Origin of the sequence: Haloferax sp. AB510, assembly GCF_024136985.1 — an archaeon.
In the GTDB taxonomy this organism is placed as follows: domain Archaea; phylum Halobacteriota; class Halobacteria; order Halobacteriales; family Haloferacaceae; genus Haloferax.
This window is the reverse complement of record NZ_JAMYJY010000101.1, coordinates 1-13,501: the sequence shown is the minus strand read 5'-3', so window position 1 is coordinate 13,501 and position 13,501 is coordinate 1. Positions and strand designations below refer to the sequence as shown.

13 protein-coding genes and 2 pseudogenes are annotated in these 13,501 nt (G+C 68.0%); 5 read left to right on the top strand and 10 right to left on the bottom strand.

The features are described 5' to 3' along the window. On the top strand, positions 1-449 hold a 449-nt coding region (locus tag NKF06_RS16390), incomplete at its 5' end, for a M24 family metallopeptidase (RefSeq protein WP_253246018.1). Here NKF06_RS16390 and NKF06_RS16385 read toward each other — a convergent pair. Further along, positions 450-692 carry a hypothetical protein gene (locus NKF06_RS16385; protein WP_253246017.1) on the bottom strand — a complete coding sequence of 81 codons (243 nt, stop codon included), beginning with the start codon at positions 690-692 and terminating at the stop codon, positions 450-452. Positions 693-843: 151 nt separating this feature from the next. Here NKF06_RS16385 and NKF06_RS16380 point away from each other — a divergent pair, with 151 nt between their 5' ends. After that, entirely contained in the window at positions 844-2,670 is a 1,827-nt protein-coding gene (locus NKF06_RS16380) for an SLC13 family permease (protein ID WP_253246016.1), read from the top strand. A 15-nt stretch (positions 2,671-2,685) separates the two neighbouring features. Here NKF06_RS16380 and NKF06_RS16375 read toward each other — a convergent pair whose 3' ends face one another. After that, positions 2,686-3,423 carry a DUF502 domain-containing protein gene (locus NKF06_RS16375; protein WP_253246015.1) on the bottom strand — a complete coding sequence of 246 codons (738 nt, stop codon included), beginning with the start codon at positions 3,421-3,423 and terminating at the stop codon, positions 2,686-2,688. A gap of 108 nt (positions 3,424-3,531) precedes the next feature. Here NKF06_RS16375 and NKF06_RS16370 point away from each other — a divergent pair, with 108 nt between their 5' ends. Then, positions 3,532-4,143 carry a riboflavin synthase gene (locus NKF06_RS16370; RefSeq protein WP_253246014.1) on the top strand — a complete coding sequence of 204 codons (612 nt, stop codon included), beginning with the start codon at positions 3,532-3,534 and terminating at the stop codon, positions 4,141-4,143. Between the two features lie 45 nt (positions 4,144-4,188). On the opposite strand, the gene NKF06_RS16365 is transcribed toward NKF06_RS16370, so the two are convergent. Further along, on the bottom strand, positions 4,189-5,226 hold the full coding sequence (locus tag NKF06_RS16365) for a PrsW family intramembrane metalloprotease (protein ID WP_253246013.1): 1,038 nt from the start codon (positions 5,224-5,226) through the stop codon (positions 4,189-4,191). 140 nt (positions 5,227-5,366) lie between these two features. Between NKF06_RS16365 and NKF06_RS16360 the strand changes: the two genes are divergently transcribed. Both NKF06_RS16360 and NKF06_RS16355 read left to right on the top strand, forming a co-directional pair. Beyond that, positions 5,367-5,741: a hypothetical protein gene (locus tag NKF06_RS16360; protein ID WP_058826698.1), complete on the top strand. Its 375-nt coding sequence runs from the start codon at positions 5,367-5,369 to the stop codon at positions 5,739-5,741. Beyond that, positions 5,738-7,145, top strand: a pseudogene (locus NKF06_RS16355) (DUF402 domain-containing protein). The gene NKF06_RS16360 and the pseudogene NKF06_RS16355 overlap by 4 nt, the downstream one beginning before the upstream one ends. Before the next feature lie 322 nt (positions 7,146-7,467). Here the strand turns inward: NKF06_RS16355 and NKF06_RS16350 are convergent. The 7 genes and pseudogenes from NKF06_RS16350 to NKF06_RS16320 all read right to left on the bottom strand — a co-directional run. Continuing rightward, positions 7,468-7,800: a NifU family protein gene (locus tag NKF06_RS16350; protein WP_004058105.1), complete on the bottom strand. Its 333-nt coding sequence runs from the start codon at positions 7,798-7,800 to the stop codon at positions 7,468-7,470. A gap of 191 nt (positions 7,801-7,991) precedes the next feature. Next, complete coding sequence (locus tag NKF06_RS16345) at positions 7,992-9,467, bottom strand: hypothetical protein (protein ID WP_253246012.1); 1,476 nt, start codon at positions 9,465-9,467, stop codon at positions 7,992-7,994. 516 nt (positions 9,468-9,983) lie between these two features. After that, the gene (locus tag NKF06_RS16340; RefSeq protein WP_058826702.1) at positions 9,984-10,952 is read right to left on the bottom strand and encodes an ROK family protein; all 969 of its coding nucleotides are present in this window, start codon (positions 10,950-10,952) and stop codon (positions 9,984-9,986) included. 85 nt (positions 10,953-11,037) lie between these two features. Beyond that, positions 11,038-11,715, bottom strand: coding sequence for a TIGR00266 family protein (locus NKF06_RS16335; protein ID WP_115879783.1), 678 nt, complete (start codon positions 11,713-11,715; stop codon positions 11,038-11,040). A 90-nt stretch (positions 11,716-11,805) separates the two neighbouring features. Continuing rightward, positions 11,806-12,264 carry a universal stress protein gene (locus NKF06_RS16330; RefSeq protein ID WP_253246011.1) on the bottom strand — a complete coding sequence of 153 codons (459 nt, stop codon included), beginning with the start codon at positions 12,262-12,264 and terminating at the stop codon, positions 11,806-11,808. Between the two features lie 192 nt (positions 12,265-12,456). Beyond that, positions 12,457-12,837 carry a DUF5611 family protein gene (locus tag NKF06_RS16325; RefSeq protein WP_058826705.1) on the bottom strand — a complete coding sequence of 127 codons (381 nt, stop codon included), beginning with the start codon at positions 12,835-12,837 and terminating at the stop codon, positions 12,457-12,459. A 70-nt stretch (positions 12,838-12,907) separates the two neighbouring features. Further along, positions 12,908-13,501, bottom strand: a pseudogene (locus NKF06_RS16320) (hypothetical protein); the annotation flags it as partial.

The following is a 13,501-nucleotide window of genomic DNA, read 5'->3' as shown; positions in this document are numbered from 1 at the left end:
CCATCGTCGTCTCGGTCGGCCCGCGCGGTCCGACGGGCTACCGCGGCGCGCTGGCTCGCACCTTCGTCGTCGACCCCGACGGCGGGTGGGAGCGCCGGGCGCACGTCGCCTGCGACGCCGCCAGAAAAGTCAGTCTGGTCGAAGCGGACCCCGGCGACGACGCCGGCTTCCTCGGGAGCGAACTGCGCGCTGAGACCGCTGCGTTCGGCTTCTCGATGGCCGACGAGGTGACGAGAGACGTGGGCGGCGGCATCGGCCTCGCGGCCCGCGAAGACCCGCCGCTCGACGGCGACCGAGAACTCGTCGCCGGCAACGTCCTGCGAGTCCGGTCCGCTGTCACGCACGCGGACCACGGACGGGTCGAACTGACCGACGTGCTGGTCGTCGGCGAAGACGGGCCGCGACTGGTCGGCGACGCGCCGGCCGGTCTCGACCCGAGTCGCTGGTAGTTATTCGTCTTCGTCCGGCTCTTTCGCGACGCCGCCGATGACTTTCTCGGCCGCGAGCGAGGGGATGTCCTGCGGCATGGTGAGGAACTTCGGGAGTGCGACCATGAGCACCGCGAGAAGGAGCATCGCGCCGCCGAAGACGGTCTGACCGTCGGCGAGGAGCGTGAGTCCGAAGCCGCCGACGGGGATGGCGAAGATGAGGGTCGCCGCGAGACCGACCATCTCCAAGATTCCGAGTCGCATCGCCCGTGGCTACACCACGGGCGAGTAAAAGCGTCGCGACCGACAAGCGGGCGCGGCTCGCGGTCGCTCGCTCGCCGGAAGCCACCGACCCGTCGATGCGACCGACAGTCACGCGGGGTAGCATTAAGCCGTCTCCGAATCGACTGCCCGCATGGTCGCCGTCACGTCCGGGATGCTCGTCGTTTTCGCGCTCGTCGTCGTCACGATGGCGCTGTTCGTGACGGAGGCGGCCCCGCCGGACGTGACGGCAATCGGCGTCATCGTCGCGCTCGTCGTCCTCGAACCGTGGACGGGAGTCGACCTCCAGACGGGGCTGTCGGGGTTTTCGAGCGCCGCGACCATCACCATCCTCTCGATGTACGCCCTCAGCGAGGGGGTTCGACAGACCGGCGCGATTCGCGTCCTCGGCGACGCGGTCGCCTCGTTCACGAACGGGAGCGAGAACCGACTGCTCGCCGCGGTCGTCGGGCTCACCGGTCCCATCGCGGGCGTCGTCAACAACACGCCCGTCGTGGCCGTGTTCGTCCCGATGGTTTCGGACCTCGCCGACCAGGCGAACGTCTCGCCGTCGAAGCTCCTCATCCCGCTCTCGTACGCCTCGATGCTCGGCGGCACGCTCACGCTCGTCGGGACGGCGACGAACCTCGTCGCCAGCGAGGCCTACGCCGAGGCGACCGGTCTGCCGCCGTTTTCGATGTTCACGTTCACCCCCCTCGGCGCGGTGGTGTTCGTCGTCGGCGCGGGCTACCTGCTGACGGTCGCGCCGCGACTCCTGCCCGAGCGAATCGAGCCCGGGAACCGAACCGGCAACTACGGCGTCGAGCCGTTTCTCGCCCGGGTGCTGGTTCCCGCGCGGTCGCCGCTCGTCGGCATCCCCGCGGGCGAGGTCTCGGACGACACCTACCGCGACCTCAACGTGGACATCCTCGACGTGCTCCGCGGCGGCGAACATTTCATCGCCGCCGACTCCGACCGCGAGGTCGAGGCGCGGGACATCCTGACCATCCGAGGCGACCCCGCGACGATTCGGCGCTTCTGCGACCTGGCGGACCTTCGGTTCCTCCCACGCGCGTCGATCACCGACGCCGAACTCGACCGCCCCGACCGCGTGGCGCTCGTGGAACTCGTCGTCCCCCGCGAGTCCGGCCTCGTCGGCGAGACCATCGGCGGTGCGCGACTCCGCGAGCGGTACGACGCGACGGTGCTCGCGGTCCGCCGGCGCGGCGGCGACCTCATCCGCGAGCACTTCCGGGACGTGGACCTCCGCGCCGGCGACTCGCTGCTCCTCCAGACGACGAACGAGACGGCCCGGTACCTCCGCGACAGCGGCGACTTCATCGTGACGAGCGAGGTCGCAGACGAGTTCATCGAAGACAACGGCGGGCTGTCGCCCACGGCGTTCCGCGCGTTCGCCGTCGTCGCGGCGGTCATCGGACTGGCCGCGCTCGGCGTCGTCCCCATCGCGATCGCCGCACTCGGCGGCGTCGCCACGATGGTCTCGCTCGGCTGTCTGTCGGCGAGCGACGCCTACGACGCGGTGAGTTGGAACGTCATCTTCCTCCTCGCGGGCGTCATCCCGCTGGGGCGGGCGCTCCAACTGACCGGCGGCGTCGCACTCCTCTCGGACCTCGTCGGCGTCGCCGCGACCTATCTGCCCGTCGTCGCCGTCGTCGCCGCGTTCTACCTGCTCACGGGGCTGTTGGCGAACGTCATCACGCCGGTCGCCAGCGTCGTCCTCCTGTTGCCGGTCGCCATCGACACCGCGTACGGCCTCGGTGCCGACCCCTTCGGCTTCGCCATCGCGGTCACCTTCGGCGGGAGCACGGCGTTCATGACGCCCATCGGCTACCAGACGAACCTGATGGTGTACGGTCCCGGCGGCTACCGCTTTACCGACTACCTCCGCGTCGGCGCGCCGCTCCAACTGTTACTCACGGTCGTCACGACTGCCGGAATCGTCCTCATCTGGGGGCTGTGAGGCCGTCGTGGCGACTCACTCGGCTCGCTTTTGCGTCTCGCCCGCGCTCCGTCGCTGCTCCGACTCCGACCGGACGCCGTCGCCGTTCGACGGGTCGTAGGCCGCCGGCCCCGAGGGGAGCGTCTCGGGGTCATCAACGCTCAGGCCCGTGGTGACGAGCAGTCTGAGGCCGCGCCGGACCGGCATGTCGAGTTCGCGAATCTCCTCGGGCGAGACCATGATGAGCGCCCCGGCGGTCGGGTTCGGACTGTTCGGGACGAACACGGTAAACAGGTCGTCGTCGGACACCGCCGACACCGACTGCGGTGCCTCGTTGGTGACGAAACCGATGGAGAACAGGCCCTCACGTGGGTACTCGACCAACACCACGCGGTCGTAGCCGGCGGTCGGTTCCGTGAGCGACTCCGACACCTGCCGGACGCCGAAGTAGATAGTGCGGACGAGCGGCAGGAGTCGAACGCCGCGCTCGAAGCTCCCGAAGAGCCGCTGGCCGAGACTTATCGACGCGAGGTAGCCGAGAAGCGAGATGGCCACGGCGATGATGAGCGCCGACAGCACCTGCGAGATGAACACGATGTCGCCGGAGTAGTTGAGCGCCCCGGCGAGGAAGGGTGTCACCTCGCGGACGACCGGGCGGAGCGCGGCGGTGATGCGATTGAACACGAACTGGAGGACGAATACGGTCACGGCCAGCGGAGTGACGAGAATGAGACCGGTGACGAAACTGCTCCGCAGTCGGGCCAGAACGTCCATACCGACTCTCCGGACGACGAGCGTAAAATTGTATGGGCGAGAGTGTCACAAAAACGTGATAGGAAACGGAAACGATAGGCATTAACTTCACCCGTCCGAAGCGCGGGTATGTTCACGGGAATCGTGGAGGGGGCGGGCGAAATCGTCGATGTGACAGACACCGACGGTGGTCGCCGCCTCCGCATCCGCACCGACCTCGCGTTCGACGACCTCCATCACGGCCAGTCAATCGCGGTCTCGGGCGTCTGCCTGACCGTCGAGGCGTTCGGCGACGACTGGTTCGAGGTGTTCCTCGCGGCGGAGACCGTCGAGAAGACCTACCTCGGGGACGTCGTCGAGGGCGACCGCGTCAACCTCGAACGCGCCCTCGCGGCCGACGACCGCTTCGACGGCCACATCGTCCAGGGCCACGTCGACGGCACGACGACGGTCACGAACGTCGAGCGCGTCGGCGACGACTGGTTCTTCGAGTTCGACCTCCCCGAGTCGCTGGCGAAGTACGTCGTCCAGAAGGGCTCGGTCTGTCTCGACGGCATCAGCCTCACCGTGGCCGACCGCCGCGAGGACTCTTTCACCGTGGCTATCATCCCGACGACCTACGACCTGACGACGCTCTCCGAAAAAGCGGTCGGCGACCCGATTCACGTCGAGGTCGACGTGGTGGCGAAGTACGTCGAGTCGATGCTCGACGGTTACGCCGAGCGGTTGGTCGCCGAGTAGGGCGACCGGTTCTTTCGTTTCGTACGTTCCCGCGCCCTCGTCGACTCAGTCTTCGAACTCCGTCTGCTCGGACGCGAACGACGCCGCGCTCGGCCCGGGCGCGTGGGCGCGGTGGTAGGCCTGACTGTAGCGGCGAAGCTTCCCGATGAGATAGAGCCCGAAGACCCCGTCGTAGATGATGACGTAGACGAGGAAGGCCGCGAGACCGCCGATACCGGTTATCCCCGCGATGACAGACGAGCCGAGACCGACCGTCGAGTTGTACGTCGCGTGGACGAGCGCCGCGAGGATGAGGCCCTTGATGACGATAGGGCCGGCGTTCTCCTTGTTGAACTTGGCGAGACCGAGGTAGTAGCCGGCGATGGCCGAGTAGATGACGTGACCCGGCCCGGCGAGCGCGCGGACCGCCGTAATCGTCCCGCCGGCGGCGATGATGCCGACGCCGTCGGCCCCAACGTCGAGTCCCGACGAGGTGAGGTTGCGGGTGATGTACAGGGCGTTTTCGATGGTTGCGAAGCCGAGACCAGCCATGGCGCCGTAGACCGCGCCGTCGATGACGGCGTTGAAACTGTCGTGGGAGTAGGCGTACAGCCTGACTGCGAGGAGCTTGACGGTCTCTTCGACCGGGCCGACGACGAGGAAGTAGAACACGATACTGCCGAGGAAGCCGATAGACAGCTGGAACTCGGCCGCGATGGTCTGGCCGACGTTGCTCAGAAGCGAGTTGAGAATCGCGGCGAAGGTGGCCGTGAGGACGCCGAGGAGGAACGTCACCACGAGCATCGACAGTGGCTCGTTTTGGGTCACGTCGGAGTAGTAGACGTAGCCGGCGAGCGCGAGCGCCGGAAGCGCCGAAAGCAGGGTGAGCGCGCCGACCTGCGGGTCGGTGAGCGCCGAGAGCCCGCCGATACCGACGAGGATGAGCAACGCGGCGAGGACGACCACCGCGCGGGTCGACGCGACCAGCACCCGGTAGAGCGCGACCGCGAGCCCGTCAACCGAGGTTCGTTCCTCCCACGTGGCGATGTCGTAGAGGTCGTCCGAGCCGTCGGACGCCTGCTCGACTGGGTCCTGCTGGTCCATCACGTGGCATAAAGGGTATCGCATCTGGTAATAGCTTCGGCCACGGCATCCCGCGACCGGCCGACCCAGCGACTAGCTGGCCGGCCTAGCGACCGACGACCGACCGTACGAGGTTAATGCCTCCGCTCCGAAGGGCGGGTATGCACTTCGACCCCCGCGAACAGGCGGCGCTCCGCGAGGTCGGCCTCGACACCGACGACCTCCGGGCCGCGTCGGACCTCGTGAGCGACGCAGTCGAATCGGACGCAGACGCCATCGCGGCGTTCTTCGGCGACGGTGACACGGTCTACTCGGACATGGAGATGGCCCACAGCGCGAGCGACGTGCAGGAACACGCCGTCGACCACGTCGACCTCTACACCCACGGCGCGGACCTCCGCGGCTACCTCAAGTTCGACTCGTGGGGCGTCCCCATCGAGGGCGGCCGCGTGCTCACCGAGGAGAAAATCGAACTCACGCTCGGTCCGACGGTCGACGCTCGCGTCACCTTCGCCCGCGACGCCGACGAGCTATGAGGGTCCGCGTCCGCGGCATCTACGCCACCGCGCTCACGAGCGTCTTCCTCGACGACGGCCACGACGTGGTGCAGGCGTCCGGCCCGATTCGGGAGCGCTTCGACGCTGAGTTCGACTCGTCGGACCACGACGTGTCGGTCGAGACGACCCGGAACCGGCAGGGCGTCGGCGCGACCGGCGCGCCCGAGGCGGTCGAAACGGCCACCGAGCGACTCACCGACCTCGGCATCGACACCTTCGCGTGGGACGACCCCGCACCGACCGGCGCGGTGTTCGACGCCCGCGTGACCGAAACCCTCGGCGGCGGCGCGGTCTGCGACCTCGGCGAGACCGAGGGCTACCTCTCGTACGGCGATTTCGACGGCCGCGTGGAAGTCGGCGACGAGGTTCGCGTGCAGGTCGCCGAGTCGGCCCCGCCGTGGGCCTCCCGTCGCGCCGAACTGACCGGCGACATCCGCGCCGTCGCGGGGCTGGCGACCCTCGAACCGGATTCGGAGGCGTCCGCGTCGATACCCGCGACGAGGCCGCTGCCCGCGAACTGGCCGGCATGACGGACCTCCTCGGCTGGCGACCCGCCCGAGGGCTGGGGCATCCGCTGGCACCGCGACGCCGTCGACGCCGACATGAGCGCCCTGAACGATGCCGCTCGACCGGGCGGCCGAGGTCGCCGCGGAACTCGACGACGCGCTCTCAGAGCCCGTCGACGCCCCGCGGCCGGTCGCCGCACCCACCGCGACGACGTGGGTCTGGTTCGGCCGCGAGACGCGGTTCGAACTCGACGCCGAGCGCCGGGGCGTCGAGACGACGATGCCCGGCCACCACCGGACGAAGGCCGCCTCGCCGAAGGCGTCCGCCGGCGTCGACCTCGCGGAGGCCCTCTGCGAGGCGGTCGGCGACGGCGAGTTCCCCTTCGGCGTGGTGACCGCGCAGTTCGGCCCGCTCGAAGGCGACGACGTGGAAATCGGCCACGGGAAGCCCGACGGCCGCCTCATCACGCTCGGCTCCGGCGAGGTGACGGAACGCGACCCCGAGGGGACCGTCGAACTCCGGCGCGGCATGACCGGCGGCGGCACCTACGACGCTCTCGGCGTCGACCGCGAGTCCGGCGACGTTGCGGTCACGAAGTTCCGCGAGGGACGCTGGTGGTACCCGACGGTGTACCGCGACGCCGACGGCGGTGTCAAGGGGACCTACGTCAACATCTGCACGCCCGTCGAGTGCTTCCCCGACCAGATTCGATATATCGACCTCCACGTGGACGTGGTGAAACACGCCGACGGGACGGTCGAACGAGTCGACGACGACGAACTCGACGAGGCCGTCGAGGCCGGCCACATCTCGGAAGCACTAGCCGAGAAGGCGCGGTCGGTGGCGTCGAGTCTGGAGTCGGCGCTGTCGGGGTAGGCGTAGCAACTTCGGAAGCCGGTCAGTCGTCGTTGCCGGGGAGGGCGCAGTCGTCGTGGTGGCGGGAGTCGTCGATAGGTCCACATCTGGGCCGGCAGACGGACACCCCGCGAAGGTCAGAGGAGAGCGAGCGTGAGGAAGGCCGAACGAGTCACATGGTGGGCACGGCTGGATACGTATCGAGAATCGTGGAACAGAGTGCTCGTGTTGGAGCGAACCGCACGGCTACGACCGAAGGGAGTAGCCGCCTTTTTTGGTCCAGATTTTTTGGCGGGGTTCGAGGCAACGAAGTTGCCGAGGACCCCGTGAAAAAAGGTGGGGGTTAGAAGTGACCCGGTCCCTCGTCGCCGTACTGCAGTTCGCCGCCACGGCCGCCCTCGACGGTGCTGCTGCCGTGGTCGCCGGAACTGGGGACCTTGACCTGCACGTCGGTAATCTCGTCAAACGTCATGATGAGGTCCGACTGGATGTTCTGGGCGGTGATGTTCGAGATGCCGCACCCGGCGCACGCGCCCCCGAGTTCGACGACGACTTCCCCCGATTCCGCATCGGCCTTGCGCACGACGCTGTTGCCGCCGTGCATCTGGATAATCGGCATCTGACCGACCATCCACGTCTCGACGCGCTCTTTGAGGCTCTCCGACTCGTCGCTCATACCCCGACGCTTCGAACCCCACGGATTAGAATGAAACGGTTCTCCCAACGCGCCGGCCGGCGAGAGAAAGGCTATCTCGGTCGTTCGTGATAGATTCGACGCGGAAACCACGCGAATCGGTGCGCCACACCGACAGAGAGTCGGCGAACCGTTGCGTCGGTGGACACGCCGAGCGCGGGGGCGAACCCCTCTCAGTCGCGCCGCCCGCGGCGGCGTGCCAGCCAACCGGCGACGCCGAAGGCCGCCGCGCCGACGCCGAGTCCGAAGCCCGGCGCATCGGTCGCCGAAGTCGACGTCGTAGATTCGGTGTCGGACGCGGGCGCAACTATCTCGTTTCCGGTCGGCGTCGGCGTGTTGACGAGCGACTCGGTGGTCGTCTCCGCGCCGAGCGTCGGCGGGTCGCGCTGGTCGCCGGCGTGGTCGGGGAACGTGTAGAGCGCAGGTGACACGTCGCCGACGCCCCAACTCGACGCGACGAAGACACCCTCGTCGACGAACGGGTAGGCGTACTGCGCGGTCCAGAAACTCGCGCGTTCGGGGTCGCGCCACCACGCGAGTTCGACGGGGTCCGTCGGGTCCGACACGTCGTGGCGCTTGACGCCGCCGCGGTACCACGAGGTATAGAGCCTGTCGTCGCGGAAGTCGAAGTTGTGCGCCGTGGTCCAGACGCCCTCAACCGTCGGGTCCGGGCTGGCCGGCGGGTCGATGGTCGAGAGTCTCGTCGGAGTCGCCGGGTCCGATACGTCCCAGAGTTCGACGCCGCTCGGTCCGCCGACGAGTTCGGACGTCTCGTCGTCGCGTTCGACTTCGACCGCCCACGACTCGATGCCAACGCCGAGGAGGTCGCCGGAGTCGTCGGTGGCGACGTAGTGGTGGTTTCCGGGCGGCGTCCGGCTCTCGCGGCGGCGGTCGCGGGCGGTCAGCCCCGACAGTGCTTCGGGGTCACCGGGTGAGACTGACCCGAGGACCGACGGCGACGCGGGGTCCGCAAGGTCGACGAGCCACGTGCCGGCGTCCCAGAGTGCGACGTGCGCGACGCCCTCGCGGACCCACACGTCGTGGACGGAGCGAACCGAGGCGGGCACGTCGGCCCAGCGGTCGTCGGCGTCGACGACCGACCAGCGGCCGAGTTCGTCGCCGGTGTCGGTGTCGAGGACGACGAGCGGGTTACGGTCGCCGTCGTTGGCGGTGAGGTACGCCCGGCCGTCGGCGGCGAAGCAGTTGTGGATGGGAACGTCCGTCTCGTGGAAGGCGATTTCCTCGGGGTTCGTGGGGTCGGACACGTCGACGACGAGAGCGCCCGTCAGCGCGCCCGGAATCGGGTTAGCCGGGCCGACGACGAGGAGCGTGTCTCCGTCGAGCTTCACGTCGTAGATGCCGCGGAAGGGGCCGTCCTCGCGGTCGGAAAGCAGGTCGCGGCGCTCGGCGAGGAGTTCGGGGCGGTCGGGCGCGGAGATGTCGATGACGGCGTAGCCGCTGGTCGCGGCGACGAAAACGGTCTCGCCGTCGACGGAGACCACGGCCTCTTTCGCACCGTCGATATCAATGCGACCCAGCGGCTCGAAGGGACCGGGATGGGCGGTGACGGGGCGGGAACCAGCGACGGAGACGACGGAGGCGGCGACCGCGCTCGCGCCGATGGAGCGGAGGAACTGGCGGCGGTCCACGGTGAGTCTGAGCGCGCCGAGGAGAAAAATCGGACGGAGGTCCTTGGGTAGGGGGAAGGCCTGAGGACCGGAGGAAAGCGGGGATCGCTCAGTCTGCACTGGGTTGCGTGAGAACTGAAGCGACGCCGATGGGGATGGGTGGGTGGGTGGGTGTGGATACCCCGTCGGCGTCGATCGGTCGACGATGGTGGTGGGGGTTGTCGACCAGTCCCGTTCTAGGCTTCCGGTGGAACGCCCGTGCACCGTTCGGTTCGACGAGAACGGGAACGCGCCGACCGGCGCGCCGAGCGACTCGGCGTCGTCGGGTGCACATCATCGTGTTCCCGGACAGGGGTTATAAGACTGCGCCACCGAGTATCAATCGAGATAACTCGACGGCGGAGAGACGAAGCGCCGCGTTACAGTCGAGACCGGTCACCGGTGCCACCTGCGCCGAACCCCGTGAATCCTCGCGGCCTCACAGCCGCGAGCGGTCACCAGTTCCGCCTGCGCTACCACCGGTGAGTCGTCTCGGCCTCACAGCCGCGAGCGGTCACCGGTGCCACCGGTCATCGCGCTCGCCAACGCCCCCTCGACCACGACCTCGTCGCCGAGCGTCGTCAGCTGAATCTCGGGGATGTTCGACATGACCATCTCGCTCATCTGCTCGCGGATGGGCTCTAACACGAGGTCCGGATTGTTGAGCGCGACCGCGCCGCCGACGTAGATGATAAGCGGCGCGTACGCGTGGACGATGTTGGCGACGCCCATCGCGTTCCAGTGGCCCAGTTGGTTGATGATGTGGTCTGCGAACTCGTCCTCGCCGGCGTGTTCGAACACGTCGACCGCGGAGAAATCGGGGTCCGACACGGGGAGTGCGGTTTCCACGGGGTCTTCCTCGTGGAGTTCGCGGGCGTACTTCGGGATGTTGTTGCCCGAGCAGTAGCCCTCCCAGTGACCGTTGTGGCCGCACCCGCACGTCATGAAGCCGTTCGGGTCGAGTGTCAGGTGACCGACCTCGCCGGCGTTACCGTCCCAGCCGGCGAGGACGTGGCCATCGACGCAGACGCCCGCGCCGATACCCGAGGAGATGGTGAGATACACCATGTCGTCGGGGTTGCGGTCGGAGTGGAACCGCTCGCCGATGACCCCGGCGTTCGTGTCGTTGTGCAGGTACACCTCGTCCGTCTCCAAGAGCACCGAGAGGGGACCGGTCAGCGGGATGCGGTCGATGGTGTCCGGCAGGTTCGCCGGGTTCTCGACCGCGCCCTCGGCCAAGTCGAGCGGGCCGATAGCACCGATGCCGGCCGCGACCGCGTCGCTCGGGTCGATACCCGCCTCGGCACACGCCTCGCGGACGACGCCGAGGACCGCCTCGGTGATCGCGATTCCGGTCGGGCCGCGCGGAGTGTTATCACGGGCCTCTCCGAGGATCGTTCCATCGTCGTCGCCCACCACGGAACGGACGTTCGTCGCCCCCAGGTCGACGCCCACGTAGTACGCCATCGTTCCCATAGCGATGCGCCCTCCACTTAACTAAGCGGGATTCTCGGTAGATTTACTCGCCCCGATGTAAGTCGAGACCCGCTGCCTACGCGGAGTTGTTGGTCGGGAGTTTGGGGATGAGCCACGAGAGGAACGAGTCCATGCTGCGCGACTGTATCCAGACGGTCCCCGGTCCGGTGAACGTACAGACGAGCCCCTCGCCGCTGAACAGGGTTGACTTCAGGCCGCCGACGCGCTCGACCGAGAAGCTCGTCGTCTCGTCGAAGGCGACGATGTGGCCGGTGTCGACCGTGTAACGCTCGCCCTCGCCGAGTTCGACCTCGTGGATGGCGCCGTAGCTCGACAGGAAACTGTCACCGGTGCCGGTCAGTTTGAGCAGGAACAGTCCCTCGCTCCCGAAGAAGGTCTTCGCGCCGCCGAAGGAGGTGTCGAGGTCGAGCGCGGGGTCCGAGGCGATGTACGACCCGGACTGCACGTACAGGGTTTCGTCTTCGAGGGCGTGGTGGACGATGTCGCCCGGGAGCGGGGGCGCGAAAGAGACCTCACCCGCCTGTCGGGCGCTGAACGTGTTCTGGAAGAACGACTCGCCGCCGAGGACGCTCCGTTTGAGCGACCCGAAGAGGCCGCCTTTCGCGTTCGTCTCGATGTCGATGCCGTCGGAGTAGCTGACCATCGCGCCGGCCTCCGACCGGAGCGACTCGCCCTCGTCGAGCGAGACGGTGAGGAGGGCGAACGACGGGCGGTAATCGATGGAGTGGTCCATGCGAGAGATGACGGCGCGCTAAGATATGTAGTTGCCTGCGAAGTCGGTTCCCCGACAGTCCACTCCGTCAGTCGCGCCGCCCGCGGGTCGTCACTTGGTGTCCGCGCGGACGAACGTCACAGGACACGGCGATTCGAGCATGACCTCCTGTGCGACGCTCCCGAAGACGGCCTTGCCGGTCGGCGAGCGCTTTCGACCGCCGACGACGAGGCGGTCGGCATCGACCTCGCCCGCGAGTTCGACGAGTTTCTCGCCGTGGTGGCCGACTCGGCCGTGGACGACGTAGTCGATGTCCGCCTCGTCGAAGCGCCGCGTGAGCTCGCGGACGATGGCGTGTCGTCGGGCCACGTCGTCCGCGGAGACCTCCTCTGCTGTGATGTCGAAGTCGAGGTTGTCGAGGGCCTCGTCGTACTCGTCTTTCGTGAAGACGTGTCCGATGACGACCGTCGCTCCGGTCGGCCCGGCCACGTCGATCGTCTCCTCGGCGAGTCTGTCGATGCGCTCGGCGTCGCCCGCGCCGACCGCGAGCAGGATAGTTTCGATAGCCATACCAGCCCGTTCGTCCCGGTATCACTTAACCGTGCCGGGATTTTTTACTCACATTCGAAATAAAAATTCGTGTTCGTGGCTGGCGAAGTCGCTGTCAGCCGGAGCGTCACGTGCTAGCACTATGTACGTTTCGCCGGCGGCGCGGCCGCTCGACGAGTGGGTGCGCGAGAAAATCGAACCGCGTCGGACGGCTCAGACGTCGGGCGCGTCGTCTTCGACCGCGCGCTTCATCGAGTCGCGGCGGGACTTCGCGTCGCGGCCCGTCGCCTCCAGAAGGAAGTCGTTCTTCGCGCTGACGGCCTCGCCCGCGGCTTCGAGGTCTTCGGGAGCGAGTTCGGCCGGGTCGGCCTCCTCGAAGTTGACCGCGAGCTTGTCCTTCTTGCCGCTGTACTTGACCGCGCCGGCGACGATACGGGTGAACACGGGGTTCTTGGGCTCGCCGACGACGTAGAGGTCGCTTCCTTTGAACTCCTCGGTGCCGGTGATGGGGCCGAAGTAGTCTTCGACCGTCGCTTTCATGTCCGGAATTCGCTCTTCGAGCGTCTCCCCACGACGCATCTTGTACTCCTTCATGGACGCCTTTTCGACAGGGGATGGTTTACCTGTTTCGCGACTCTGCGACGCCTGCGAGGGCGTGCCGCGGTCAGGATTCCCGCTCGGCGATGTAGCCCTTTTTACACTCGGGGCAGATGTCGCCGGCCCGCATCGACGACGAGGACGCGCCGCGGGCGTGCCCGCAGTTCGGACAGTAGTACTCGACGGCGTCGTCGGGGGCCTCGTTGCCGACGTTCGACTCGTCGGCGCGGACGAAGTCGTCTTCCTCCGCCTCGACGTACTGACCGTTCGACTGCTGGCTCGGCGAGCTGTTGCCCTCCGGGGCCAGGCCGCCGCCGAACGAGACGGAGACGGGTTCGCCGTCGTCGGGCTGGGCGTTCCATCCCTCGTCGTCACCCGGCGCGTCGGGCCACGCGCCGCGTTCTCGCTCTCGGGGCTGTTCCGACTCCGCCGCATCGGCCTCGACGCCCGCCTCGGCGTCCGCGTCGATGAACTCCGCGTCGTCGCCGTCGGCCGGCGGCGTCGGGTCGTCGGTCTCGACCTCGTCGACCTCGTCGGGCCACTGCGTCCGGTCGCGGGTGGCCGACTGCTCCTCGTCGTCGTCGAGGATGATGCCGTCGTCGGTCACCGGCGGGGCGGTCGACGCTCCCGGCGTCGTCGAACCGTGTCCGGCCCGTCTGCG